The following is a 25102-nucleotide window of genomic DNA, read 5'->3' as shown; positions in this document are numbered from 1 at the left end:
TCAGCGGGCCTCGGCCGCCAGCCGCACCCCCAGCGCCACCAGCACCACACCCGACACCTGCTCCAGCCGCCGCCGCACCCCCGCACGCCCCAGCAGCCGCCGCGCCGCCCCCACCATCCACACCACCACCGTGTACCAGGCCAGATCGATCAACGCCCACAACACCGCCAGCACCACCAGCACCACAGGCACCGGCCACCCCGCCGGCACGAACTGCGGAAGGAACGACACCGCGAACACCCCCGCCTTCGGATTCGCGAAATTCGTCACCAACCCCAACCGGAAACAACGCCACCACGACAACCCGCCCCCACCCCGCTCCACCGGCTCCACCGCCGCCGGCCCGCCCCGCCGCGCATGCCACAGCGCACGCACCCCGAACCACACCAGCACCACCGCCCCCACGACCCGCAACCCGTCATAGGCCAGCTGCGACGCCGCCAGCAGCGCCGACAACCCCACCGCCGCCGCCACCCCCCACACCAGCACCCCCGCCTCATTCCCCAGCACCGTCGCCAGCCCGCCACGCCGCCCCGACCGCATCGACTGACGCATGATCACGACCGTGCTCGGGCCGGGCGCCATCGCGATCAGCACCGCCGCACCCACGAACGCCACCAGAGTCTCCAGCATCACCCCATGCTGACCGCCGCGCACCCGCCGAGCAACGCCCCTCCCGCGCCGAGTCCGGCCACAGCGCCGCGCTCAGCTACAGCGGCGCGCCATCACCGCCACCCGTACCCGACGGCGTCGGCGTCGGCACCGGAGACGACGGAGAAGGCGACGGAGAAGGCGACGTCGGCGTCCGCGACGGCGAAGGCCGCTCGAACGTCGGCGTCGGCTCCGGCGGCGGAGGCGGCGGCTCCCGAACCTCCGGCTGACAAGCGAACAGCACACCCATCAGCAACACCAGCACCAGCAACGCCGCCGCCAGCACCACGACCACCGCCACCAGACTCCGCTCCGGCGCCCGCTCCCCCACCGGCACCGGACCCGCACCCGGCGGCGGACCCGGACGCGCCAACGCCGGCTCCCCCGACCCCAGCCAATACGGCTGAAACTGCGGCCCACGCCGACGCCCGCCCCACCACGCCCGACCCGACCCCTGGAACACCACCGGCTCCAGAAACCGCTCCGCCCCCGCACGATCCGCCTCGTACAACGTCGCCACCCACGGCGCCGGCCCATCCGGCTGCGCCGCCACCACCGGCGCCGGATCACCCGGACCCACCACCGGCCCACCCGCACGCCCCGGCCCCCGGCCCGGCACCGCCGCATTGATCGCCGCACGGAACCGGTCCCGCGCCGCCGCATCCCCCGCGGCACCCCGATTCAGCACCGCCACACTCGCGCGCCGCCCCTCACCGTCCACCCCCAGGAACACGATCCCGGCGGCGGACTCCGACAAACGCGCAGACAAGCGGAACGGCCCCAGCTGAGCAGGATCACCCGGGGGCAACGGCCTCGACATGGCCGCAACACTAACAACCACGCCCTACCATCGGCTCAGGCAACGACCCAGCACAGCCCGCGTCACCCCCCGGCCCCGACCCCCGAACCGATCACCGGCAACGCGCACGTATCCCCAACGAACGGGTACAAGTGATCGCGTAGGGTCGTAAAGGCGCCGAGCCCGGCACCACAGGGACTAGTGAGGGAAACCCACAATGACCATCGCCGCCACCGACGTCGACGAGGCCGCGGCCCTCCTGCAGAACACCCTCGCCGAGGTCAAAAAAGTCATCGTCGGCCAGGACCACATGGTCGAACGCATGATCGTCGCCCTCCTCGCCCGCGGCCACTGCCTCATCGAAGGCGTCCCCGGCGTCGCCAAGACCCTCGCCGTCGGCACCCTCGCCCAAGTCGTCGGCGGCACCTTCGCCCGCCTCCAGTTCACCCCCGACCTCGTCCCCTCCGACATCGTCGGCACCCGCATCTACCACCCCTCCACCGAACAGTTCGACGTCGAACTCGGCCCCGTCTTCGTCAACTTCGTCCTCGCCGACGAGATCAACCGCGCCCCCGCCAAAGTCCAGTCCGCCCTCCTGGAGGTCATGGCCGAACACCAGGTCTCCCTCGGCGGCAACACCTACCCCCTCCCCACCCCCTTCATCGTCCTGGCCACCCAGAACCCCATCGAATCCGAAGGCGTCTACCCCCTCCCCGAAGCCCAGCGCGACCGCTTCCTCATGAAGATCGACGTCCACCACCCCGCCGCACACGAAGAACTCCAAATCCTCCAGCGGATGAGCGTCGACCCACCCGAAGCCACCCGGATCCTCGACACCGCACGCCTCGCCGGACTCCAGCGCGCCGCCGAAGAAGTCGCCGTCCACGAACTCATCGCCGACTACATCGTCCGGCTCGTCATGGCCACCCGCGAACCCGAGCAGTACCGCCTGCCCGACCTGCGCGGCGTCATCGACATCGGCGCCAGCCCCCGCGCCACCCTCGGCATCGCCTCCGCCGCCCGCGCCCTCGCCCTGCTGTCCGGACGCGACTACGTCCTGCCCGACGACGTCCGCGCCGTCGCCCGCGACGTCATGTCCCACCGCCTCGTCCTCACCTTCGACGCCCTCGCCGACGGCGTCGACACCGCCGAGGTCATCGCCCAGATCATCACCGCCGTCCCCCCGCCCCGCGTCGTGTGGAACCACGGAGCAGCGGCGGTGACCACCGCATGACCGCCCACCATCCATCAAGGGACGAGCTCCACCCGGCCCGGCGCCGGCGCAGCGGCAAACTCGCCCACCTCGCCCCCGAACGCACCCTGCGCCGCCTCCAGCTCCAGGTCACCCGCCGCCTCGACGGCCTCCTCAACGGCGAACACCTCGGCCTGCTCCCCGGCCCCGGCACCGAACTCGCCGAAGCCCGCCTCTACCAGCCCGGCGAAGACGACGTCCGCCACATGGACTGGGCCGTCACCGCCCGCACCACCAGCCCCCACGTCCGCGACCTCATCGCCGACCACGAACTCGAAGCCTGGGTCCTGGTCGACCTCACCCCCAGCATGGACTTCGGCACCGGCACCATGATCAAACGCGACCTCGCCGTCGCCGCCCTCGCCGCCGTCGGCTTCCTCACCGTCCGACTCGGCGACCGCGCGGGCGCCTACCTCCTGCACGCCGACGGCATGCGCCGCTGGCCCGCCCGCACCGGCAAAGCCGCCATGTACGCCCTCCTCCAAGCCGCCCTGGACTCCCAATCCGTCCACGACGGCGCCCCCCGCACCGGCACAGGCCGCCCCGGCACGGCCCGCACCGCCGCCACCCCCCACGACCTCGCCGCCGCCGTCACCTCCCTCGACCGCGGCCAGACCCGCCGCGGCCTCCGCGTCGTCATCTCCGACTTCCTCGCCCCCGACGGCGGCGACCCCACCCCCGGCCTCGACCCCGCCGACCCCGCCGACCGCCACGGCCGGCCCGACTGGGAACGCCCCCTGCGCCGCCTCGCCGCACGCCACCAGGTCCTCGCCATCGAGATCATCGACCCCCGCGAACTCGACCTCCCCGACGTCGGCCTCGTCGAGATGACCGACCCCGAGACCGGAACCGCACACGAGATCGTCCTGAACCGCCGCGTCCGCGAGCAGTACGCCGCCGCGGCCGCCGCACAACGCGACCGCACCCGCGACGCACTGCGCCGCAGCGGCGCCCACCACCTCGTCCTGCGCACCGACCGCGACTGGATCACCGACATCGCCCGCTTCGCCCTCCGCCAGCGCCGCGCCGCAGGCCGGACCGTCACCACCGCGGGAGCGCGCCCATGACCTTCCTGTCACCCGAACGCCTGTGGCTGCTGGCCCTCCTGCCGCTCCTCGCCGCCGCCTACACGCTGCTGCAGATCCGCCGCCGCACCTACGCCGTCCGCTTCACCAACCTCGCGCTGCTGTCCCAGGTCGCCCCCAAACGACCCGGCTGGCGCCGGCACGTCGCCGCCACCCTCTTCCTCGTCATGATCGCCCTCATGATGGTCGGGTTCGCGCGCCCCGCCGACTCCGTCAAAGTCCCCCGCGACCGCGCCACCATCATGGTCGCCGTCGACGTCTCCCTGTCCATGATGGCCAGGGACGTCCCGCCCAGCCGCTTCGACGCCGCCAAGGTCGCCGCCAAGACGTTCATCGGCGAACTCCCCGGCCGCTTCAACGTCGGCGTCGTCGCCTTCGCCGGCAGCGCCAACCTCGTCGCCGCGCCGTCCGCCGACCGCCGCGCCGCCATCGCCTCCATCGACCAGCTCGTCCTCGCCAAGCGCACCGCCATCGGCGAAGCCGTCTTCACCTCCCTGCAGGCCGTCCGGTCCTTCGACGCCGAAGCCCGCCAGGACCCGCCGCCCGCCCACATCGTCCTGCTGTCCGACGGCGACAACACCACCGGACGCACCGTCCAGGAGGCCATCGACGCCAGCCGCGTCGCCCAGATCCCCGTCTCCACCATCGCCTTCGGCACCCCCTACGGCACCGTCGACATCGAGGGCGAGACCACCAGCGTCTCGGTCAACAAGGAGACCCTGCGCGCCCTCGCCGACAGCACCGAGGGCAAGGCCTACGAGGCCGCCGACGCCGACCAGCTCCGCGACGTCTACACCAACATCGGCAGCTCCCTCGGCTTCAAGATCGAGCACCGCGACGTCGCCGCCCGCTACACAGGCATCGCCCTGCTGTTCGCGCTCTCCGCCGCGGGCGCCTCGCTGGCCTGGTTCTCCCGCCTGCCCTGACGGCCCGCCCCGGCGCCGGTACCCTCCGGACGCTGATACGGTCGGCCGACGTGGGGGAACACTACTTCGCCGAACGGCCGGACGCCGCGAGCCGCCGCCGTTCCGTCGACCTCGTCCTGCCGGACCTGCATCTGCGCCTCGACACCGACAGCGGCATGTTCTCCCCCGACCGCGTCGACCCCGGCACCCGCGTCCTCCTCGAAACCGTCCCCGCCCCTCCACAGGCCGGTGACCTCCTCGACCTCGGCTGCGGGTACGGCCCCATCGCCCTCACCCTGGCGAAGCGTTCGCCCCAGGCGAGGGTTTGGGGAGTAGATGTCAATCAGCGAGCCCTCACTCTCGCTGAGAGCAATGCCCGAGCCGCCGGCCTTGACAACGTAAGGTTCAGCCTGGTGGACGAGATCGACCCCGGCCTCCGCTTCACCGCGATCTGGTCCAACCCCCCGATCCGCATCGGCAAGGCCGCCCTGCACGACCTCCTCCTCACCTGGCTCCCCCGCCTCACCCCCGCCGGCCGCGCCCACCTCGTCGTCCAGAAGCACCTCGGCTCCGACTCCCTCCAGCGGTGGCTCAACGGCCAGGGCTTCCCCACCGAACGGATCGCCTCCCGGTCCGCCTACCGCGTCCTGCGCGTCGCACCCCGCACGGAGGACCCCACCCCATGACCACCCCCGGCCCCGCGCAGGAGCGCAGGCAGCTGCGCCCCACCGACGTCAAACGCCTCAACCGCGACTGGCGCCGCCGCACCGGCGCCCGCCTCGGGCTCCTGGTCGAATCGGTCACCCAGCCGTTCAACGTCGGCTCCATCGTCCGCAGCGCCGCCGTGTTCGGCGTCGAACACCTCTGGCTCGCCGGCAACACCACGCCCCCCACCCACCGCAACGTCGCCAAGACCGCCCTCGGCACCGAACGCCTCGTCCCCTGGGAACACGCCGGCACCGCCGCCGAGGCCGCCGCGGCCGTCCGCAAGGAGGGCCTGCGCCTCATCGCCGTCGAACTCACCACCGACGCCCTCCCCCTGCACGAGGCTCCCCTCGGCGGCGACGTCTGCCTCGCCGTCGGCGGTGAGGACCATGGCTGCTCCCCCGCCCTCCTCGCCGCCGCCGACGCCGTCACCTACATCCCCCAGATCGGACGCGTCGGCTCCCTCAACGTCGCCGTCGCCGCCGCCGTCGCCCTCGCCGAGGCCCGCCGCCGCGAGTGGAGCACCTGACCCCGCGCGGTGGTCAGGCAAGGGAGACGGCCGCCAGGGCGATGGCGGAGCCGGCGAAGACCACGGTGTTGCGGATGTAGGTCTGGGCGCGGACCCAGGCGGGGAAGGCGTCCTCGGCGGCCTTGAGGAAGGGGGCGACCCTGACACGGGCCAGCTCAGGGTCTCCCTTGCGGCGGAAGGCGGCCTGGACGGACTTGGCCGCGGTGAGGTTGCTGTAGACGATCCCGGCGTTCAGCAGCAGGACCAGTGAGGAGAAGACCCAGGTCAGCGGCTGGGCCAGGCCGGCGCCGGAGAGGTTGAGCACCGCGGTCGCGACCATCACCGCGGCGACGGCGGCGGGGGCGGCGGTCTCGTGGCCGCCGGCGTCGAAGCGGAGCTTGTTCTCTTCCAGAACCTCGGGGCGGACGTTCTGGCGGCGCAGCTCGGCCACCGCGGCGGCCTCGGCGGCGGGGCCGAAGCGGTGGCGGACCACCGGGATGCTGACGAAGGCGACGGCGACGAGCAGCTGCATGACGGCGGCGACGGTGTTCATGGCGGGTGTCCTCTCCCAGCGGTCTTGCACTTAGTTCAACTGTCTGACGGGCCTGACTCTAGACGCGAATTGAACTAAGTACAAGTCCTGCCTTGAACTAAGTTAAACCGAGTCCGTACCGTGGGCACATGCCACGCGACACCCTCACCCGAGACCAGATCGTTCGCGCCGCCATCGACCTCATGGACGCCGAGGGTCTGGAAGGCCTGAACATGCGCGCTCTGGGCAAACGGCTCAACGCCGCTGCCACGGCGATGTACTGGCACGTCACCAACAAGGACAACCTCGTCCTGCTCGCCACCGACCGGGTCTGGGGCGAGCTCACGCTGCCCGACCTGGAGGCGGCCGGCTGGCGCACCGCGGCCACTGCCATGGCCACCGACCTGTACGCGATGTTCACGCGGCACCCGTGGCTGGTGCAGGTGCTCGCCGCGCACCTGGTCTACGGGCAGAGCAAGGCCCGCCACGACGACCACCACCTGGCCGTCTACGAGACCGCCGGCTTCACCGGGGACCAGGCCGACCGGGCCACCGCCGCCGTGTTCACCTACGTGCTCGGCAACGCCGCCGGCACCGCCGCGACCGCCTCACTGAGCCGCAAGCTCACCGGCGAGCAGTTCCACGACGCCATGAACAGTGCCCAGCAGATCGCGATGGGCTACCCGCGCCTGCGAGCACGCCTGCGAACCCCGGCAGCGGACGACTATGCCGCCGCCCCCGACCAGAGTTTCGAGTTCGGGCTCCAAGCGCTCCTCGACGGCCTGGAACGGCACCTCACCGTGTAACGCGTGGGCCGCTGACCCTCCTTCGCGCATCGCCCGCGCCCCAGGCGCTATCACCCCCCGTGCAGTTCCTCATATACGCGTAGGAACCACGCGCCCTCGCCGCGGTACCGGCCGTCCTCGCCCCGGTCCTCCTGCCCGGTTTGCCGGAACGGCAACACGCTTCGCCGAAAGGCGCGGTGACGACGCATCATCGGACCATGGACCACACAACCGGCGAAGAATTCTGGGACACCCGATACGCCGAGCACGACCACCTGTGGAGCGGCGAACCCAACACCGTCCTCGTGGAGGAGATCACCGGGCTGGAGCCCGGCACCGCACTGGACCTGGGATGCGGCGAAGGCGCCGACGCCATCTGGCTCGCGCGGCGGGGCTGGCGCGTCACCGCCGCCGACATCTCCCGCGTCGCGCTCGAACGCGCCGCCCGCCACGCCGAGGAAGCCGGCGTCGCCGACCGCGTCGGCTGGCGCCGCCACGACCTCGGCGCGTCGTTCCCCGAGGGGACCTACGACCTGGTCTCCGCCCAGTTCCTGCACTCCCCCGAGGAGGGCATGCCGCGCGAGGAGATCCTCGCCGCCGCCGCGGCGGCCGTGGCACCCGGCGGGACGCTGCTCATCGTCGGGCACGCCGGCCCACCGCCATGGGACCCCGACGCCCACCCCGATGTGCACCTGCCCAGCGCCGACGAGGTACTGAAGTCCCTGCGACTCCCGGACGGCGACTGGGAGGTGCTGCGCAGCGGCGAGCACGAACGCGTCCAGACCGCCCCGGACGGACGCGTCATGACGCGCACCGACAACGCCCTCAAACTCCGGCGACGCGCCGCCTGACCGGCCAGCAAGGAGGATCGGACCGGATTTTGGCGGTACCAGCGTTGCGGAACAGAGGGTGGCACCGTGGGAGCCATGAACGAGACACCGGACTCGGCTGCGGCGACCTACGAGGATCTGCTGCGCCAGACCCACCGGATCTACCGTGAGCTGGAGCGGTACGGGGCTCGGAGTGAATCGGAACGGAAACCGCCGTTAGTGGAGTTCTCGGAGGTCCGATAGGAATCTCCAGTTGCCTTCGGGCCAGGAGTGCCCTTGGGGAACAAGCGCAGGACGTGACGCAAGACGCGCTCTGGCCTTTCAGCAGCGCGCGTTTTCCCGTACCTCCAGGAGCGGCAGGCCCGCCGCGTACCGGCGGAAGAAACCGGCGGTCGGGGTGTCCGTCGTCGCGACGGTGTCCGGGGTGCCCTCCGCGACCACCGTGCCCCCGTCCGGGCCGGCTCCCGGCCCCAGGTCGATCACCCAGTCCGCGGACGCAGCGACGGGGATGTCATGTTCGGCCACGACGACGGTGTTGCCCGAGTCGAGCAACACATCGAGCGCGTCCACCACACGCTGGATGTCAGACGGGTGCAGGCCTGAGACGGGCTCGTCGAGAACGACGAGGCCCGCCTTGCGGCTCGCGGCACCGCGCTGGATTGCGGACGCCAGCTTCAGCCGCTGCGCCTCGCCGCCGGACAACTCTGTGGCGCTCTGGCCGAGTTGGAGATAGCCAAGCCCGACCTGGTTCAAGGCTCCCAGGGTCTCCGCGAGCTGCCGGGGCTCGGAGAACCGCTCTACGGCCTCGGCGACGGTCAGCTCCAGCACCTGATCGATGGCCAACCCCTGATACCTGATCTCCAATGCCTCTGGCTTGTAACGTCGGCCCTCGCACGCGTCGCAGACCACCCACACATCCGGCAGAAAGTGCATGTCGACCAGCTTGCGGCCGTAACCGGTGCAGGTCTCGCAGCGGCCGCCATCCGCGGTGTTGAAGCTGAACCAGGAGGCGTTGACTCCGCGCCCGCGCGCCACGTCGGTCTCGGCGAACAGCTTGCGGACGATGTCGAACGCCTTGCTGTAGGTAGCCGGGTTGGACCGCGGCGTTCGCCCGAGCGGTTCCTGATCGGCGACGGCGACCCAGCCGAACCCCTCGAGGCCGGTCACCTCCCGCACCGTGTCGGTCGCGGTCCCGTTCAGGGCGGCCTCCACGCTCGCCCCGAGCGCGCCGAGCAGGCTGCTCTTGCCGCTGCCGCTCACCCCGGTCAGGCAGGTGAGCCGACCGGCGGGGAAACGCACCAGGTCCGCGGTCACGTTGTGCGCACGCAGGCCGTGCAGTTCCACCCAGCCGGTGTCATCCCCGGCCGGGCGGCGGGTCCGGCGCAGCCGCGGCCCCTCACCGGCCAGATAGCGCCCGGTCAGCGACTTCGGGTGGGCGGCCGCGGCGGCGGGAGGCCCCGACACCAGGACCTCACCGCCGAGGCGGCCCGCGCCGGGCCCCATATCGATCACCCAGTCGGCCCGGGCGATCAGCTCAGGGTCGTGCTCGACCAGGAGCACCGTGTTGCCGGCCTCGCGCAGCTCCAGGGCGATGTCGAGCAGGTGCGCCTTGTCCGCCGGATGCAGCCCGGTCCCGGGCTCGTCCAGGACGAAGACGATGCCGCTCAGCTCGGTGCTGAGCTGCGCGGCGAGCCGGGTCCGCTGCAGCTCACCGCCCGACAGTGTCGCCGCGCTCCGGGACAGCTGGAGATGGGCCAGGCCGAGCCGGTCAAGGATTCCGAGCCTGCGGCCCAGGTCCTGCAGCAGCGGCTCACCCACCTCGCGCTGCCGGGCGTCCAGGTCGTCCGCCACGCGCTTCGCCCAGTCGCGTACCTCCCGTACTTCCACCGCGAGCAGGTCGGGGTAGGTCAGCCCGCCGAGCCGGATGGACCGGGCCACCTGGTCGTACCCGCTGCCGCCGCAGGTGCCGCAGGGCTGCTTGCGCATGTACGGCAGGTAGCGCTGCTTGGCGCTGGAGGTCTGGGCGTTCACGAACACCCGCTTCACCTCGGCGAGCGCGCCCCGCAGCGGCTGGCTCGAGGTGTAGGTCATCAGGGCCGTCTCATTCTTGTTCGGCATGTCGACGGTCGCCTCGACCTTCTCCTCACCCGTGCCGTACAGCACGCAGTGACGGAACTCCTCAGGCAGCGACTGCCACGGCCGGCCGAGGTCCACGCCCCGCTTCTCGGCGAGCGCCGGCACGAACGCGTGCTCCCCCGACCGCCACTTCGCGTACCAGGGCGAGGCGCCCTCGAAGAGCGGAAGCTCCGGGCGGGTGATGACCAGGTCCTCCTGCGCCTGCCAGCGACCGCCCACCCCGTGGCAGTCCACGCAGCTCCCTTCTGGTGTATTGCGGTCGAAGTGAGCGACCGTCAGGTGCCCGTCCCCGCTCTCCGCCGCCGGGGCCGCGCCGATCCCCGGAAGGCGCGAGTACAGCAGCCCCAGGTGCCCGTCGATGCCGGTGATCGTCGCGACCGTGGAGCGGGGGTTGCGGTTCAGGCGGCGCTGGTCGACCGCGAGCGTCGCGCCGAGTCCCAGGACGCGGTCGACCTTCGGCCGATTGCGCTGGGTGATGTACTGCCGCACGAACGGCGAAAGTCCCTCCAGATACCGCAGTTGGGCCTCGTTGTGCAGAGTGTCGATGGCCAGCGAGGTCTTGCCGCTGCCGCTCACTCCGGTGAAGGCGACGAGCCGCCCCTTGGGGATGCTCACCGACACGTCCCGCAGATTGTTGGTACGAGCCCCCACCACGTCGATGGTCTCGCGCCCCATACTCGCGACGTCCCGTACGAATACAGTCAACCTTCGTCCACCCCCTCGCAACGCAGCAGGACATGGGCGGCCAGGCCCCCACCCATGCCGAACAAACCGATCACGCCACTACGCGACGGCCGCTCGTCACCAATGGCGCCGAGCGGCCGCTTCACCAGATCTGTCAGCCAGCACGTGGCCGTCCCGATACGGCCCGTGCTGCGGATCAGGACCGGGACACCGCAGTTAGCTTGGCGATATCGGGGGCGTAGACGCTCATCCAGTGCGGATGCAGCCGGTAGTAGACCACGTCGTTGTCCCAGTCGAAGTCGAAGGAGTCGCCGCCGTAGAAGTCCTTGAGGTAGGCGAGCAGGTCCGGCCAGTCCGCGGCCGGCTCGCCGTGCTGGGGGTTGAGGATCTCCACCGTGCCGTGCGTGAACACACCCAGGTCCTCACCACGCATGTGCGCGGCGCTGACGGCCGGGCGGGCGGCCAGGTGGCGGGCCTTGGCGGCACCGCGCGCCGTGCCGAAGTGCCACTTGCCGTGCAGGAAGTGCCCGTCCACGCCGCTGATCCGCGGTTCGCCCTTCGCCGTCACGGTGGACAGGGCCAGGGTGCACATGCCGGTGAGGACCCCGGTGAGCTGCTCTGCGGTCAGTGTGCTCTCGGTGTTGATGATCGAACGGAGGTGCGAGGTGGAGCGGGACAGAGAGGCGTCCAGCAGGGCCTGCAGCTCTTTGAGATCTTCTCGCGTTTCGCGCATTGCGGTCCTTGTCCATCCGTAGGGCTCGATCCACGCCCCCCATCGGCGCCGACCGGTGAACCATGATCGCTTTAAAACCTGACATCTTGCGTCATGTTTTCATCCGTCCTGCGGACGCCACCGGGCCGTCTGGCCGACGTCCTTCTTCCGAACGTGTCCCCGGCCGCCAGGTAGGCGAGCGGTCGGTCAAGTCGTCTCGATGACTGCCCGCCAGTCTTGTGGCTGAGGTGGCGGCCGTTATGGACTAGAACTCCCGAAGCCACGGCGAGCCGCAAAGTAGGCCGCTGGTGATCGCTGGCTGCGGAGTGTTACCGCCGTCTGCCGTGCCGATGGGTCGGGCAGTAGGTCGGCCAGCGCGGTACGGACGGCGGCCCGTCCGGGCGTTCGTCTAACGAGCGTTTGACGAACGCTCGCCGGACACGCACCTGGGCCGCGCCAGATGTACTGCGAGTCCGATTCGAGCGTTCATTTGGCCGTTCATTTTCCGGTTGTGTCCGCTAGGGTTCATCTACCTCGCGCAGCACGTTTGATGAACGGAAGGCGGTCGTCGTGGCGCTCATCGGTCTGGTCCGGGTCAGCACCGACAAGCAGAACACCCAACGGCAACACGACGCCCTCGACCCCATCTGCTGGAAGGTCTTCGAGGAGAAGATCAGCGGCAAGCTGAACAGCGACGACCGGCCCGCCCTCCTGGAGGCGCTGTCCCACATCCGCGACGGCGACATGCTCACCGTCCAGGAGGTCGATCGCCTCGGCCGCAACCTCCTAGAAGGACTGATCGTCCTCAACGACCTGTTCCAGCGCGGCATCGCCGTCAAGGTCCTGGACGGTATCGCGGCCGGAGAGCACACCGAACGCTCCCTCATCCTCGACTTGGCCCTCGCCCTGGCCGAGGACCGCCGCCGCGACATCGTCCGCAAGACCAACAACGGCCTGGAAGCCGCCCGCAGACGCGGACGCGTCGGCGGCCGGCGGCCCGTCGTTGACGCCGACAAACGCGCTGCCATCCTGGACCGCCGCAAGCGCGGCCAATCCATCCGCACCATCGCCGCCGACGTGGGCGTCTCCGTCGGCGTCGTCCACAAGACCCTCACCGACGCCAGGCAGCAAGAGCAGCAGCCGTAGCCCACGAGGGTGGGGAGGAGGGCCCATGAGTACTGCGGGCAAGCGGTTCACCTACCTCGATCCCGAGGAAATGGATGCGCTCATCGGCCCCCGGCCCGGCGATACGACGAGATCACCGAGTTGTGAGACACCCTCCTGCTCAAAGAGAGCGAGTTGGCGAAGGCCGAGGTGATCCTCAGCGCGATGAAGGCCCTGGTCATCTTCACGGTGCTCCCCGACTCCCAGGCGGCGGCCGCCGAGGCCACCCGGCATCTGAACCGCCTGTACGAGCACGAGGGCGATCTGGGAGACCAGCGTCTGCGCCAGCACCAGCGCCAAGGCGGGATCGGAGCCGCCCTGGCACACCTGTGGAACTCCTATCTGGACCTGGTGGAAGACCCGTCGATCCCTCGAAAGAAGTAGGCAATCCCGCGCAGAGCGCCCCACCCTGTTCCGGCCGCCGCTCTATGACTCCTGGGCGGGGTCGTGGAAGGGGCGGAGACCGGCGTCGAGCTCGGCGCGGGTGAAGGCGTAGCGGCCAGGAAGTTGATGTGGTCGTAGCAGATCGGCGAGAGCCGGGCGCACATCTCGTCGGTGGCGGGGAACCCGTCGGCGGGCCGTAGGTGGCTCGGGTGTTGGTCCGCCATAGCCGGGTGTCGGCCAGGTCGGCGATGCGCGGGGAGAACTGGTATCCGCAGATTGCGAAGAGACCGAAGACGATGTCGCTGTAGGAGGCGGTGTCGGTGATGACCATCTCGGGGCGCGGGCCGCCGTCGATGGTGTGGATGGCGTCCAGGATGAACAGGGAGTCCCGCAGGGTGCCCGGGACGACCAGGCCGCCGATGCCCATCACCTGATCGTTTACCACGTTCAGCCAGGTCGCTCCGCGCTGGCGGCCGAAGTAGACCGGGTTGTGACCGGTGTGGAGGTTGGCGACCGGGACCACGAACCGCAGCCCGTCGGCCGAGGCGATCTGCCCGCCGCCCCAGGTGGCGACGATGTCGATGTCGTCTTGGGCGGCGATCAGCCGGGCGTTGGCCGCCGAGATCGTCTCCGCGCGCAGATAGCCCTGGTCGACCTGCTGCAGCCGGGCCCGGGTCAGCGCCGGGACGTTGGCTTCTCGATCGGGACCAGGCCGACGTTGCAGGCTTCGGCGACGATCAGCCCGCACAGGCTGACCGCGAAGTCCTCCATCGGGGAGTCGGCGCCGGAGATGTGGGTGAAGTCGGCGGGCAGGCCGGTGCGGTCGAACACCTCCAGCAGCAGCTCGGGGAAGTCCAGGCGGGGCAGCATCCCGTCCACCAGGACGCGGAACTCCTTCATCAGCGGCGGCTCGGCGGCCGGCCCGAGCTTCTCGATCTGCAGGCGTCCGCCCACGAACTGGACGGCGGTGTTGCCGCCGAGCCCGTCGAGCACGCGGGTGTAGGCGCCTTCCAGCGCGGAGGCGAGCTCGGCCAGGTGCCCGGCGGGTTCGGTCTCCAGCTCCAGCGCCGCCAGCACCCGCGGCCGCGCCGCTTCCCACCGCGGGCCTTCCAGCAGCCGGGCCCGCGGGTCGCTCCATCGGTCGGCGCCGGCGGCGAACACGTCCCGGCGGCGCACCGCCTGGTGCAGGTGCATCACCGCGCACAGCACGAACGCGGCCTTGTCGACCTGCCCGGCGGGCAGGTCGGGGTTGGCGAACACCAGCGGCCGCCACGACCCGGTGATCAGTTCCTCGTGCGCGGCGACGTCGCCGCGGTCGTACTTGCGGCGGGCCTTGGCCATCGCCGCGGCGGTGCGGACCATGGCCAGCACCTGTTGCCCGGCCTCCACCGCCCGGAAGTCGATGACCTCCAGCAGCAGCTCGATGAAGTGCTGCACGGTCCGGTAGCGCTTGACCAGCTCGGCCCGCCACGCGGCGGCCGCGTCGTCATCGGTCTGCGGGATGAACGCCGCGATCGTCTCCACCGCGGCCGCCAGCTTCTCGCGCGGCACGACCTCCTCGATCGCGTTCCACACCTCCGCCAGCGACACCAGCCGGTCCTCGGTGGCCTGCGGCGTGCCCATCACCACCTCCATCGCCGAGGCCACCTGACGCGCCGCACTGCGCAGCTTCGGCAGCGTCCGCAGCTGCTCGGCCTTGCCCTCCCGCTCGGCCCGCGCCAGCAGGTTCGAGGTGACCAGCAGGTCCAGCACGTCCAGGGCGTCATCGATGGACGAGGTCTCCAGGTGCCGGACCGTGGCCAGCAGCGTCGCGGTCTGCCGCCGGTCCTCCAGGTCCCGCAGCGTCGGCGCCTTGGACGCCATCCCGCGGGCCTGACCCGGCCCTGAAGGACGTTTCCGACACGCTGAAGGCGCCCCTCCGGTGGGGGTTGGCGGATGGGCGCCTTTGCGCCGCGTCGGCGGCCGGGTCTGAAACGACCGGTGGCGTCGAGCTCCGCCCCGGCCAGTCCCGGCCGTCCGCGGGCGCGCGGTCAGTCCGGGCGGGCGGTCCGCTCCATCAGGGCGGCGAACTCCTCCAGGGAGATCTTCCCGTCCCGGTTCGCGTCGGCGGCCACGACCACCTCCACCGCGCGTGTGCCGGTGACCTCCTCGCCCAGCGCGGTCATGAGGTTCTTCAGCTCGTCGGTCGAGATGTACCCGTCACCGTCGGCGTCGACGAGCTCGAACGTCGCCCGGTAGTCGTTCACGTCCGCCATGCGCGTGTGCTCCTTGCTGATCGACTGCCGTGGCGACGCTAGCACCGGCAGTCCGGCCCCCTGCCTTTACGTAGTAAGGTCCAGCCGGAGCGCGCGGTCCGCCATAATCGGATGAGTGCGCCGCTCGTACGAATTCCTCGATCACCCCGGGCCCATCCCCTTCGCCCACCGGGGCGGCGCGGACGGCCGCCCCGAGAACTCCCTGGCCGCGTTCCAGCGCGCCGTCGACCTCGGCTACCGCTACCTGGAGACCGACGCCCACGCCACCGCGGACGGCGTCGTCGTCGCCTTCCACGACCGCACCCTCGATCGCGTGACCGACCGCACGGGCACCATCGCCAGGCTCCCCTACGCCGAGGTCGCCAAGGCCCGCATCGGCGGCACCGAGCCCATCCCCCGCCTGGAGGAGATCTTCGGCGCCTTCCCCGACGCGCGCGTCAACATCGATCTGAAGGACGCCCCCGTCATCGGCCCCCTCGCGGCGACGCTGCACCGCGCGAACGCCTGGCACCGGGTGTGCATCACGTCCTTCTCCACCCGCCGGCTGGCGCAGATGCGCGCCCGCCTCCCCCTGTTCACCGACCGCGACGTGTGCACCGCCCTCGACCCGCGCGGCGTGATGGCCCTGCGCGCCAAGTCCTACGGCGGCCCCGCCGCCAAGCTCATCCGGCTCGCCGCCACCGGCGTCGCCTGCGCCCAGGTCCCCTACGGCCTGGGGCCCGTCCCGTTCGTCACCGAGTCGTTCATCGCCCGCGCCCACGAACTGGGCCTGCAGGTCCACGCCTGGACGGTCAACGACCCCGCCGCGATGGAACACCTCCTGGACCTCGGCATCGACGGCATCATGACCGACGAGATCATCGCCCTCCGCCGCATCATGAAGGCGCGCGGCCTCTGGACGGACTCCACCGCCGCCACGGACTGACGCGCGTTCCGGGGCCCGGCGCCCGAAGCCGCCCGGTCACCGGCCGAAACCGGGCGGGCGCGGCGGACCGCCCGGACGGTACTCCGCGGCGATCCGCAGCGGGCCGTGCTGGGGACGGTCCTCCGGCGGTGCCGCCGGGCCGGTCTGGGTGAAGTCGAGCCGCCCGGCGCGCAGGCTCTCCAGCAGCTCGAGGTCTTCCGCCGACACGAGGGCGGCCATGATCTTCCCGCGGCGGGTCAGCGCCACGCGCTCTCCCGTGTAGGCGACGCGGTTCACCAGATCGGCGAACTCCTTGCGTGCCTCCGTCACCGGCTTTTCCACGTTGTTCATCGTATAGCGAACTTTCCTGGTCCTCCGTGCCGCGCGGATGTACGCTCCGCATACGTACACAGCGTACGCTATGTACAGATGATCAAGAGGAGGGACGCATGTTCGACGCCCCGGAGAACGACCTGCCCCGGCGGGCGGAGACGTATGTGGGAAGGTCTCGGGCCAGTGTCGCGGAGCTGCCCCAGCTGATGGACGCGCAATTGTACGAGCGGCTGCTGGCGCAGCGGATCGTGTTCCTCGGCACCGAGATCGACGACAAGGTCGCCAACCGGGTCAACGCGCAGCTGCTGCTGCTCGCGGCGCACGACGCGCAGCGCGACATCACGATCTACATCAACTCGCCCGGCGGCGTCGTCGACGCCGGGATGGCGATCTACGACATGATGCGGTTCGTCCCGAACGACATATCCACGGTCGCGATGGGCATGGCCGCCTCCATGGGGCAGACGCTGCTGTGCGCCGGGACGGCGGGCAAACGGTACGCGCTGCGGCACTCGCGGGTGATGATGCACCAGCCGCACGGCGGGATCGGCGGCACCGCGTCCGACATCAAGATCCAGGCGGAGCAGTCGCTGTACCTCAAGCGGACCCTGGCGGAGCTGACGGCGTTCCACACCGGGCAGACTCTGGAGCAGATCGAGGCCGACGGGGACCGGGACGCGTGGTTCACGGCGGAGGAGGCGCGCGACTATGGTTTCGTCGACCATGTCATCGACAGCACCGACCGGGTGGGCACATGACACGCGCGGAGAAGCGCTACCTCGTCCCCCAGTTCGAGGAGCAGACGACCTACGGCCGCAAGGACACCGATCCCTACAACAAGCTGTTCGAGGACCGCATCGTGTTCCTCGGCGCGCCGGTGGACGACGTCAGCGCCAACGACGTCACGGCGCAGCTGCTGGCACTGGAGGGCATGGACGCCGACCGTCCCATCGCCCTGTACATCAACTCGCCGGGCGGGTCGCTGACGGCGATGCTGGCGATCTGCGACACGATGCGCTACGTCGCGCCGCCGATCGAGACGACCTGCGTGGGGCAGGCCGGGTCGGCGGCGGCGGTCCTGCTGGCGGCGGGCTCGCCGGGCCGGCGGGCGGCGCTGACCGGCGCGCGGATCCTGCTGCACGAGCCGGCGATCGAGGTGTCGCGCGGCTACACCACCGACCTGGACATCCAGGCCCGCGAGGTGCTGCGGCTGCGGGAGCAGACCGAGGCGATCGTGGCGGAGGCGACGGGTCGGACGCCCGAGACCGTGCGCCGCGACCTGGACCGCGCGCGGTTCTTCAGCGCCGCCGAGGCCAAGGACTACGGGCTGATCGACGAGGTGCTCACGTCCCGTAACTAGCGTCCGGGCGGAACGTTCCTCCCCGGCGGCCCGGTGCGGCCGGAAACAGCAGGGTTGGATCACGCTGGGTGCGGGAATCTTGTGGTGGTATTCAGCGTTGGTCAGGGCAAGACCGCAAGCCGTCTGGGAGGCACGTGACGATGGCCGAGCGCGCACTTCGCGGCACCCGACTCGGAGCGACCAGCTACGAGAACGATCGCAACACCGATCTAGCCCCTCGGCAAGAGGTGGACTACACCTGCACCAAGGGCCACCGGTTCACCGTGACGCTCGCAGCCGAGGCCGAGGTGCCGATGACCTGGGAATGCCGCAACTGCGGCGCCACGGCCCTGCGGGTCGACGGGGAACTGCCCCAAAGCAAGAAGGGCAAGCCGCCGCGCACCCACTGGGACATGCTCATGGAACGCAGAACGGTCGAGGACCTGGAGGAGGTTCTGGCGGAGCGACTGGAGATCCTGCGGGCGGGGCGCAGGAAGTCAGCGTGAGCATCTGATTTTTCGAGTGGGACGGGCCCGTACCGGTCGCCGGTACGGGCCCGTCCCATGTCCGGGCGCCCGGCGCGTCAGCGGCCCGTCCGGGGCAGGACGAGGCCGCTCTCGTAGGCGGTGACGACGGCCTGGGCGCGGTCGCGGAGCCCCAGCTTGCGCAGAATGCGGCTGACGTGGGTCTTGACCGTCTCCTCCCCCACGACGAGGCGGGCGGCGATCTCGGCGTTGGCGAGGCCCTCGGCGACCAGGCGCAGCACGTCGGTCTCGCGGGGCGTCAGGGCGTCCAGGACGTCCGGCGCCCCGGACGGGGGGCGGGGGCGCAGGCGGGCGAACTCGCCGATGAGGCGGCGGGTGACGGCCGGCGCGAGCAGCGCCTCGCCGCCGGCGACGACCCGGACGGCGTCGAACAGCCGCTCCGCGGTGACGTCCTTCAGCAGGAAGCCGCTCGCGCCGGCGACCAGCGCGTCGTAGACGTGCTCGTCGAGGTCGAACGTGGTGAGGATCAGCACCCGGGGGGCGCCGGGTTCGGCGGTGATGCGGCGGGTGGCCTCGATGCCGTCCATGACGGGCATCCGCACGTCCATCAGCACGACGTCGGGCCGGTGCTCGCGGCAGGCGCGGACCGCGGCGGCGCCGTCGGCGGCGGTGGCGACGACGTCCAGGTCGGGCTGGGTGCCCAGCAGGGCGCCGAACCCGGCGCGGGCGACCTCCTGGTCGTCGGCCACGGCGACCCGGACGATCGCGGCGTTCTCATCGGTCATGGCGTCTCCGCGGCGGGGAGCGTCGCCTCCACCAGGAACCCGCCGACCGGGCCGGGGCCGGCGCGCAGGTCGCCGCCGACGGCGGCGGCGCGCTCGCGCATGCCGAGCACCCCGTGACCGGCGGGGACGGCACCGGGCGCGGGCCCGGGCCCGTTGTCGCGGACGCTGACGCGCAGGCCCCCCGCCGTGTACTCGATCTCCACGTCGACGGCGGCTCCGGGGGCGTGCCTGCGGGCGTTGGTGAGGGCCTCCTGGACGATCCGGTACGCGGCCAGTTCCAGCCCGGGGTCGAGGGCGGCGACGCCGCCGCGCAGGATCAGCCGGACTCCGGCGGCGCCGGAGTCGCGGGTCTCGTCGACGAGGTCGAGGAGCTGCCGCAGGCCGGGCTGGGGCAGGCGGGTGGGTTCGGCGCCGGCGTCCTCGCGCAGCACGCCGAGCAGCCGCCGCATCTCGGTGAGGGCGGTCCGGGCGGTGTCGCCGATGGCCAGCAGCCGCTTGGCGCCCTCGTCGGGCATGCCGGGCACGGCGAGGCGGGCGGTCTCGGCCTGGACGGAGATCATCGAGATGTGGTGGGCGACGACGTCGTGGAGTTCACGGGCGATGCGGGCGCGTTCGCCGCGCGCGGTGTGCTCCAGGAGCGTGTCCTCGAACGCGCGGCGGGAGGCGGCCAGCGCGGCGGCGCCGGCGCGGCGCCGCGCGATCACGCGGCGGACGAGCACGGTCCAGGCGGTGACCAGCGCGGCCAGGGCGGCGACGGCGACGCCTCCGTGCAGCACGCAGGCGGCGGCGGCCGCGGCGGTGACCGCGACGGCGGCGGCGGTGATGCGGTCGCGGGCCAGGACGAGCGGGAGCGTCGCGGCCACGTCCACGAGGATCGCCAGGGACAGCACGGCCCCGGATCCGTGCGCGCGGTACACGGCCTCGGCGGCCCCGGCCGCGGCCAGGCAGGCGCCCGCCACCGGCCACCGCCCCGGCAGGCGCGGCCGGCGCCCGGCCCCTTCCCCGCTCCGCCCCACGGACGCCATTGTGGCGTGAACGGCGGCGCGGCGGCGTCCCTCCCCAGGGGGACGCCGGGTCCCCCGCCGCCGACCGCCGCGAACGGCTCCCCGGCGTGACGACCGCGGGCCGCCGCGGTCCGTAGCCTCCCGGAGCATGGAAGCAACCATCGAAGTGCGGGGCCTGCGCAAACGGTACGGGCCGACGCTCGCCGTGGACGACATGTCGTTCACGGTCGGTCCGGGGCAGGTCACCGGGTTCGTCGGCCCGAACGGCGCCGGCAAGTCCACCACCATGCGGGTGATCATGGGCCTGGACCGGCCCGACGCGGGAACGGCGCTGGTCGGCGGGAAACCGTACCGGTCGCTGCGGACGCCGCTGTGCCGCCTCGGGGCGATGCTGGACGCGTCGGCGGTGCATCCGGCGCGCCGCGCCCGCGACCATCTTCGGTGGCTCGCCCACGCCAACGGCCTGCCGGGCCGCCGCGTCGACGAGGTGATCGAGCTGGCGGGGCTGGCGAGCGCGGCGCGGCGGCGGGCGGGCGGGTTCTCGCTCGGCATGCGGCAGCGGCTCGGGATCGCGGCGGCGCTGCTCGGCGACCCGCCGGTGCTGATGTTCGACGAGCCGGTCAACGGGCTCGACCCGGAGGGCATCACCTGGATCCGGGGGCTGCTGCGGTCGCTGGCCGCCGAGGGCCGGGCGGTGCTGGTGTCGAGCCATCTGATGAGCGAGCTGGAGGGCGGCGCCGACCATCTGGTGGTGGTCGGGCGGGGCCGCGTGATCGCCGACACCAGCGTCGCGGACCTGCTGGCGGCCGCGTCCGGCGGGCGGGTCGAGGTCCGCACCGCCGAGCGGCAGGAGGCCATGACGGTCCTGGCGCGGGCGGGCGCCACCGTCGCGGCGACGGGCCGGGACACGGTGACCGTCGCGGGACCGCCCGCGGAGCGGATCATCGAGCTGCTCACCGGCGCGGGGGTGGCGTTCACCGGGATCTCCGAGCACCGCGCGACGCTGGAGGAGGCGTACATGGAGCTGACCAGGGACGCGGTGGAGTTCCAGGCCGTGGCCGGGCAGGAGGCCCGGTGACCGCGCCGGCGTCGTACCGCAGCACGGTCCAGGCGCGGGCCCGCGACGGGTTCGGCCGGCTGCTGCTGGCCGAGTGGACCAAGCTCAGGACCGTCCCGCGGTGGGTGCTGACCCTTGTGGCGTCGGTCGCGCTGACGGTGCTCGTCGCGCTGCTGACGGCCGCGGGGAGCGCGTCGAGCGGCACCGGGGAGGGGACCTCCGACCCGGCCCGGGCGGCGATCTTCGACCAGGGGCACTTCACCTACCGCCCGCTGGCCGGGGACGGCGCCGTCGTCGCCCGCGTCACCTCCCAGGAGGGCGGCGGGCCGTGGGCGAAGGCCGGGCTGATGATCCGGGGCAGCGCCGAACGCGGCGCCCCGTACGCGGCGCTGGTGGTGACGCCGGGGCACGGCGTCCGGCTGCAGACCGGCTACCGGGAGGGCGGCGCCGGCGGGGGGACGGGCACCGCGCCGCGCTGGCTCAGGCTGACCCGGTCCGGGGCGACGGTGACCGGCCACGAGTCCCCGGACGGCCGCGACTGGCGCCGCGTCGGGTCGGTGCGGCTGGAGGGGCTGCCGTCACCGGCGCTGGCGGGCATGGTCGTCGCCGCCCCGGACAGGGTCGAGGTGCGGCGGCAGTTCGGCGGCGAGGACGTGTCCGGGGAGCCCGCCGACACCAGGGCGACGTTCGACCACGTGTCGGTGTCCCCGGTGCAGCCGGGGGCGGCGTGGCGGGACCGGCGCGCGCCCGGCGGCACCGCCGACCCGGGGTCCGATGGCCGCACCCGGTCGGGGGGGACGTTCACGCTGTCGGGGTACGGCGACATCGGGCCCAACCTGTTCGCCGACGACCTCACCCGGATCACCCTCACCGGCGTCCTCATCGGCCAGACGGCGATCGTCGCGCTGGCGGTGCTGTTCGTGACGGCCGAGTACCGGCGCGGGATGGTGCGCACGACGTTCGCCGCGGCGCCGCGGCGCGGCCGGGTGCTGGCCGCGAAGGCGGTCGTGGCGGGGCTGGTGTCGCTGGCGGCGGGTCTGGCCGCCGCGTTCGGGTCGATGCTTCTGGCCGGGCCGCTGATGCGCTCGAACGGGCTGGCGCCGCCGCCGCTGTGGGACGCGGCCGTGCTGCGGGCGGTGCTCGGCACGGCGGCGCTGCTCGGGGTGATCGCGGTGTTCGGCGTGGCGGCCGGGGTGATCGTGCGCCGCAGCGCCCCGGCGATCACGGTGGTGCTGCTGCTGTTGCTCCTGCCGCAGATCGTGGCGACGGGGCTGCCGCTGTCGGCGGCGCGGTGGCTGGAGCGGCTGACGCCGTCGGCGGGGTTCGCGATCCAGCAGACGGTGACGCGGTTCGACCGGGCGATCGGCCCGTGGGCCGGGTTCGGGGTGCTGTGCGCCTACACGGTGGTGGCGCTGGCGGCCGCGGCGTGGCTGGTCAGGCGGCGCGATGCTTGAGCGGAGCGAACCGGGGGGCGTGGGGGGTCGTCCCCCCACAGCGAGAACGCTTGAGCGGAGCGAACCGGGGGGCGTGGGGGGTCGTCCCCCCACAGCGAGAACGCTTGAGCGGAGCGAACCGGGGGCCGTGGGCGGTCGTCCCCCTGCGGGGAGCGCGCCATGAGCGAGGCCGTGCGTGCGCTGCATGCGGAATGGACGAAGCTGCGGACGCTGCCGAGCACGATGTGGCTGCTGCCGGCCCTGGCGGGGATCACCCTGGCGGTCGGCGCGGCGGTGACCGCCGCGGTCGACACCGCCCACTGCCCGAGCCCCGCCGGCTGCCGGGAGGACCTGCCCAAGCTGTCGCTGTCGGGCGTCCAGCTCGGGCAGGTCGCCGCGATCGTGCTGGGCGTGCTGGCCGTCGGCGGCGAGTACGCCACCGGGACGATCGCCGCGACGCTGGCGGCGGTCCCGCGACGCGGCACGGTCCTGGCCGCCAAGGCCGCCGTCGTCGCCGCCGCCGTCGCCGCCGCGGGGACGGCCGGGGTGCTGGCGTCGCTGGCGGCGGGGCGGGGCATCCTGCCCGGCAACGGGTTCACCGCCGCCAACGGCTACCCGCCGCTGTCGCTGACGGACGGGCCAACGGCCCGCGCCGCGGCCGGGACCGTCCTGTATCTGGTGCTGGTGGCGCTGCTGGCGCTCGGGGTGGGCACGGCGGTGCGGGAGCAGGCGGCGGCCGTCACGGCCGTGCTGGCGCTGCTGTGGATCGTCCCGATCATCACGCAGCTCATCGGGGACGCGCGGTGGCAGGAGCGGCTGGATAGGCTCGCGCCGATGTCGGCGGGCCTGGCCGTCCAGTCGACGCGCGACCTGGACCGGCTGCCGATCGGGCCGTGGGCGGGCATGGGCGTCCTGGCCGGGTACGCGGCGGCGGCGATGCTGGCGGGCGGTGTCCTGTTCGCCCGGCGGGACGCCTGAGAGGCAGGGCGGGATGCCTGAGAGGCCGGGGTGCGGGGCGTCAGGTCCGGGAGGTCGTGTCGTCGTCGTGGACGACCTCGCCGCGGACCACGGGCCCGGGCGGGGTCTCCACCCGTCCGGGCTCCGGCCGCCCGCCGAAGGGATCGAATCCGGGGCCGCCGGCGCCGGGCGGCGGGAACCTCACCCCGCGCGCCTCGGCCGCCCGCATCCGCCGCATCGCGAACGCCGACAGCGCCCGCTTGAGCAGCGGCCGGGTGAACGGCAGCACCAGCGCGGCGCCGAGCACGTCGGTGACGAGCCCGGGCAGCAGGATCAGCACCCCGCCGGCCATGACCAGCACGGCGTCGCCGAGTTCGCGGTCCCGCAGGACGCCGCTGCGGACGGTGTCGTACAGGGCGCCCCAGGCGCGGCGGCCCTCCCGCCTGATGATCCACGCGCCGAGGGCGACCTCGGCGGCCAGCAGCCCGGCCATCGGCCAGGCACCGATCACCTCGCCGACCTGGATCAGGACGTAGATCTCCAGGACCGGCACCAGCAGGAACGCCAGGACGATCAGCAGCGGCAGCATGGCTCCATCTTCGGGGTCGTCGAAAGCCTCATCCCGTACAACGCGGCACCGCCCCCGTTCGTTACCCGCCGGCGCGGGATTCAGCGGGGCGGGCGCAGCCTGCCGGCGCGGTCGGACATGCCCCACTGGGTGATGCGCAGCGCCGCCTCGGCCATGACGTCCCGGTTCATCTTGCTGGTGCCGTGGACCCGCTCGACGAACGTGATGGGCACCTCCACGACCCGCAGCCCCTGCCGCAGCGCCCGCAGCGCCAGGTCGATCTGGAAGCAGTAGCCGCGCGAGTCGACGTCCTCCAGCCCGATCTTCTCCAGCGTCGCGGCGCGGAACGCGCGGTAGCCGCCGGTGGCGTCGTGCAGCGGGATGCCGAGCATCAGCCGCGCGTAGGTGTTGGCGCCCCGCGACAGCGCCTCGCGCCGCTTGGGCCAGTTGCGCACCTCGCCGCCCGGTACCCAGCGGGCCCCGATGACCAGGTCGGCGTCCGCCAGGGCCGCCAGCAGCCGCGGCAGTTCCTCGGGCTGGTGGGAGCCGTCGGCGTCCATCTCGACCATGACGTCGTAGCCGTGCTCGGCGGCCCACCGGAACCCGGCGATGTAGGCCGGGCCGAGGCCGTCCTTGCCCTCGCGGTGCAGCACGCTGATCTGCTCGTCCTCGCCGGCCATGGCGTCGGCGACCTCGCCGGTGCCGTCGGGGCTGGCGTCGTCGACCACCAGGACGTCCACCGGCGGGGCCGCCTCGCGCACCCGCCCGGCGATGCCCTCGATGTTGTCCCGCTCGTTATAGGTCGGGATGATCACGAGCACCCGGCCGAGGTCGGCTGGGATCTCCATCG

Annotated in this window: 28 protein-coding genes and 1 pseudogene; 16 read left to right on the top strand and 13 right to left on the bottom strand. The window is 72.4% G+C overall.

Features of this window, described 5'->3' with window-relative positions; genetic code table 11:
- Both ACTWPP_RS33035 and ACTWPP_RS33030 read right to left on the bottom strand, forming a co-directional pair.
- Entirely contained in the window at positions 1 to 633 is a 633-nt protein-coding gene (locus ACTWPP_RS33035) for a LysE family translocator (protein WP_443108310.1), read from the bottom strand.
- A 92-nt stretch (positions 634 to 725) separates the two neighbouring features.
- Positions 726 to 884: a hypothetical protein gene (locus ACTWPP_RS33030; protein ID WP_443108309.1), complete on the bottom strand. Its 159-nt coding sequence runs from the start codon at positions 882 to 884 to the stop codon at positions 726 to 728.
- Positions 885 to 1667: 783 nt separating this feature from the next.
- On the opposite strand from ACTWPP_RS33030, the gene ACTWPP_RS33025 reads away from it, so the two are divergent.
- From ACTWPP_RS33025 to ACTWPP_RS33005, 5 genes are read left to right on the top strand one after another with little or no spacing between them, the layout of a single operon-like run.
- Positions 1668 to 2684 carry an AAA family ATPase gene (locus ACTWPP_RS33025; RefSeq protein ID WP_443108308.1) on the top strand — a complete coding sequence of 339 codons (1017 nt, stop codon included), beginning with the start codon at positions 1668 to 1670 and terminating at the stop codon, positions 2682 to 2684.
- On the top strand, positions 2681 to 3769 hold the full coding sequence (locus tag ACTWPP_RS33020) for a DUF58 domain-containing protein (protein WP_443108307.1): 1089 nt from the start codon (positions 2681 to 2683) through the stop codon (positions 3767 to 3769). The genes ACTWPP_RS33025 and ACTWPP_RS33020 overlap by 4 nt, the downstream gene beginning before the upstream one ends.
- A complete protein-coding gene (locus ACTWPP_RS33015) occupies positions 3766 to 4713 on the top strand; it encodes a VWA domain-containing protein (protein ID WP_443108306.1) in 948 nt (315 codons plus the stop codon). The genes ACTWPP_RS33020 and ACTWPP_RS33015 overlap by 4 nt, the downstream gene beginning before the upstream one ends.
- A gap of 50 nt (positions 4714 to 4763) precedes the next feature.
- Entirely contained in the window at positions 4764 to 5378 is a 615-nt protein-coding gene (locus ACTWPP_RS33010) for a class I SAM-dependent methyltransferase (protein WP_443108305.1), read from the top strand.
- Positions 5375 to 5926, top strand: a complete 552-nt coding sequence (locus ACTWPP_RS33005; protein WP_443108304.1) for a TrmH family RNA methyltransferase — start codon at positions 5375 to 5377, stop codon at positions 5924 to 5926. Before ACTWPP_RS33010 ends, ACTWPP_RS33005 begins: the two co-directional genes overlap by 4 nt.
- A gap of 13 nt (positions 5927 to 5939) precedes the next feature.
- Here ACTWPP_RS33005 and ACTWPP_RS33000 read toward each other — a convergent pair whose 3' ends face one another.
- Positions 5940 to 6458, bottom strand: a complete 519-nt coding sequence (locus ACTWPP_RS33000) for a hypothetical protein (protein ID WP_443108303.1) — start codon at positions 6456 to 6458, stop codon at positions 5940 to 5942.
- A gap of 128 nt (positions 6459 to 6586) precedes the next feature.
- Between ACTWPP_RS33000 and ACTWPP_RS32995 the strand changes: the two genes are divergently transcribed.
- Both ACTWPP_RS32995 and ACTWPP_RS32990 read left to right on the top strand, forming a co-directional pair.
- Positions 6587 to 7243, top strand: coding sequence for a TetR/AcrR family transcriptional regulator (locus ACTWPP_RS32995; RefSeq protein ID WP_443108302.1), 657 nt, complete (start codon positions 6587 to 6589; stop codon positions 7241 to 7243).
- Between the two features lie 197 nt (positions 7244 to 7440).
- The gene (locus ACTWPP_RS32990) at positions 7441 to 8073 is read left to right on the top strand and encodes an SAM-dependent methyltransferase (RefSeq protein ID WP_443108301.1); all 633 of its coding nucleotides are present in this window, start codon (positions 7441 to 7443) and stop codon (positions 8071 to 8073) included.
- Between the two features lie 300 nt (positions 8074 to 8373).
- On the opposite strand, the gene ACTWPP_RS32985 is transcribed toward ACTWPP_RS32990, so the two are convergent.
- Together ACTWPP_RS32985 and ACTWPP_RS32980 are read right to left on the bottom strand one after the other, a co-directional pair.
- Positions 8374 to 10863 carry an excinuclease ABC subunit UvrA gene (locus ACTWPP_RS32985; RefSeq protein ID WP_443108300.1) on the bottom strand — a complete coding sequence of 830 codons (2490 nt, stop codon included), beginning with the start codon at positions 10861 to 10863 and terminating at the stop codon, positions 8374 to 8376.
- Positions 10864 to 11068: 205 nt separating this feature from the next.
- Complete coding sequence (locus ACTWPP_RS32980; RefSeq protein WP_443108299.1) at positions 11069 to 11605, bottom strand: pyridoxamine 5'-phosphate oxidase family protein; 537 nt, start codon at positions 11603 to 11605, stop codon at positions 11069 to 11071.
- 549 nt (positions 11606 to 12154) lie between these two features.
- On the opposite strand from ACTWPP_RS32980, the gene ACTWPP_RS32975 reads away from it, so the two are divergent.
- Positions 12155 to 12730: a recombinase family protein gene (locus ACTWPP_RS32975; RefSeq protein WP_443108298.1), complete on the top strand. Its 576-nt coding sequence runs from the start codon at positions 12155 to 12157 to the stop codon at positions 12728 to 12730.
- A gap of 153 nt (positions 12731 to 12883) precedes the next feature.
- On the top strand, positions 12884 to 13132 hold the full coding sequence (locus ACTWPP_RS32970) for a hypothetical protein (protein ID WP_443108448.1): 249 nt from the start codon (positions 12884 to 12886) through the stop codon (positions 13130 to 13132).
- A gap of 253 nt (positions 13133 to 13385) precedes the next feature.
- Here ACTWPP_RS32970 and ACTWPP_RS32965 read toward each other — a convergent pair.
- The 3 genes and pseudogenes from ACTWPP_RS32965 to ACTWPP_RS32955 form a co-directional block, all read right to left on the bottom strand.
- A pseudogene (locus ACTWPP_RS32965) lies at positions 13386 to 13880 on the bottom strand (Tn3 family transposase); the annotation flags it as partial.
- Positions 13808 to 14995, bottom strand: coding sequence for a hypothetical protein (locus tag ACTWPP_RS32960; protein ID WP_443108297.1), 1188 nt, complete (start codon positions 14993 to 14995; stop codon positions 13808 to 13810). The gene ACTWPP_RS32960 and the pseudogene ACTWPP_RS32965, both read right to left, overlap by 73 nt.
- Positions 14996 to 15162: 167 nt before the next feature.
- Positions 15163 to 15387, bottom strand: coding sequence for an EF-hand domain-containing protein (locus tag ACTWPP_RS32955; RefSeq protein ID WP_443108296.1), 225 nt, complete (start codon positions 15385 to 15387; stop codon positions 15163 to 15165).
- Between the two features lie 115 nt (positions 15388 to 15502).
- Between ACTWPP_RS32955 and ACTWPP_RS32950 the strand changes: the two genes are divergently transcribed.
- Entirely contained in the window at positions 15503 to 16312 is an 810-nt protein-coding gene (locus ACTWPP_RS32950) for a glycerophosphodiester phosphodiesterase (RefSeq protein WP_443108295.1), read from the top strand.
- A 36-nt stretch (positions 16313 to 16348) separates the two neighbouring features.
- On the opposite strand, the gene ACTWPP_RS32945 is transcribed toward ACTWPP_RS32950, so the two are convergent.
- Complete coding sequence (locus ACTWPP_RS32945) at positions 16349 to 16642, bottom strand: type II toxin-antitoxin system Phd/YefM family antitoxin (RefSeq protein WP_443108294.1); 294 nt, start codon at positions 16640 to 16642, stop codon at positions 16349 to 16351.
- 188 nt (positions 16643 to 16830) lie between these two features.
- Between ACTWPP_RS32945 and ACTWPP_RS32940 the strand changes: the two genes are divergently transcribed.
- From ACTWPP_RS32940 to ACTWPP_RS32930, 3 genes are all read left to right on the top strand, one after another.
- On the top strand, positions 16831 to 17382 hold the full coding sequence (locus ACTWPP_RS32940; RefSeq protein WP_443108445.1) for a ClpP family protease: 552 nt from the start codon (positions 16831 to 16833) through the stop codon (positions 17380 to 17382).
- On the top strand, positions 17379 to 17984 hold the full coding sequence (locus ACTWPP_RS32935; protein ID WP_443108293.1) for an ATP-dependent Clp protease proteolytic subunit: 606 nt from the start codon (positions 17379 to 17381) through the stop codon (positions 17982 to 17984). Before ACTWPP_RS32940 ends, ACTWPP_RS32935 begins: the two co-directional genes overlap by 4 nt.
- A 140-nt stretch (positions 17985 to 18124) precedes the next feature.
- The gene (locus tag ACTWPP_RS32930) at positions 18125 to 18469 is read left to right on the top strand and encodes an RNA polymerase-binding protein RbpA (protein ID WP_443108444.1); all 345 of its coding nucleotides are present in this window, start codon (positions 18125 to 18127) and stop codon (positions 18467 to 18469) included.
- 77 nt (positions 18470 to 18546) lie between these two features.
- Here the strand turns inward: ACTWPP_RS32930 and ACTWPP_RS32925 are convergent, their stop codons facing one another.
- Complete coding sequence (locus tag ACTWPP_RS32925) at positions 18547 to 19233, bottom strand: response regulator (RefSeq protein ID WP_443108292.1); 687 nt, start codon at positions 19231 to 19233, stop codon at positions 18547 to 18549.
- Complete coding sequence (locus ACTWPP_RS32920; RefSeq protein ID WP_443108291.1) at positions 19230 to 20249, bottom strand: sensor histidine kinase; 1020 nt, start codon at positions 20247 to 20249, stop codon at positions 19230 to 19232. The genes ACTWPP_RS32925 and ACTWPP_RS32920 overlap by 4 nt, the downstream gene beginning before the upstream one ends.
- 136 nt (positions 20250 to 20385) lie before the next feature.
- Here ACTWPP_RS32920 and ACTWPP_RS32915 point away from each other — a divergent pair, with 136 nt between their 5' ends.
- The 3 genes from ACTWPP_RS32915 to ACTWPP_RS32905 all read left to right on the top strand — a co-directional run bounded on the left by ACTWPP_RS32915 (position 20386) and on the right by ACTWPP_RS32905 (position 23705).
- On the top strand, positions 20386 to 21315 hold the full coding sequence (locus ACTWPP_RS32915) for an ABC transporter ATP-binding protein (RefSeq protein ID WP_443108290.1): 930 nt from the start codon (positions 20386 to 20388) through the stop codon (positions 21313 to 21315).
- Positions 21312 to 22748: an ABC transporter permease subunit gene (locus tag ACTWPP_RS32910; protein ID WP_443108289.1), complete on the top strand. Its 1437-nt coding sequence runs from the start codon at positions 21312 to 21314 to the stop codon at positions 22746 to 22748. Before ACTWPP_RS32915 ends, ACTWPP_RS32910 begins: the two co-directional genes overlap by 4 nt.
- A 159-nt stretch (positions 22749 to 22907) precedes the next feature.
- Positions 22908 to 23705: an ABC transporter permease subunit gene (locus ACTWPP_RS32905; RefSeq protein WP_443108288.1), complete on the top strand. Its 798-nt coding sequence runs from the start codon at positions 22908 to 22910 to the stop codon at positions 23703 to 23705.
- Positions 23706 to 23745: 40 nt separating this feature from the next.
- Here the strand turns inward: ACTWPP_RS32905 and ACTWPP_RS32900 are convergent, their stop codons facing one another.
- Complete coding sequence (locus tag ACTWPP_RS32900) at positions 23746 to 24273, bottom strand: FxsA family protein (protein WP_443108287.1); 528 nt, start codon at positions 24271 to 24273, stop codon at positions 23746 to 23748.
- A gap of 80 nt (positions 24274 to 24353) precedes the next feature.
- On the bottom strand, positions 24354 to 25100 hold the full coding sequence (locus tag ACTWPP_RS32895) for a polyprenol monophosphomannose synthase (protein WP_443108286.1): 747 nt from the start codon (positions 25098 to 25100) through the stop codon (positions 24354 to 24356).
- Positions 25101 to 25102 lie beyond the last annotated feature (2 nt).

Source organism: Actinomadura sp. 3N407 (assembly GCF_052245875.1).
Taxonomy (GTDB): domain Bacteria; phylum Actinomycetota; class Actinomycetes; order Streptosporangiales; family Streptosporangiaceae; genus Spirillospora.
The sequence above is the reverse complement of the archived record's forward strand: the minus strand, read 5'-3'. Positions and strand labels throughout refer to the sequence as shown.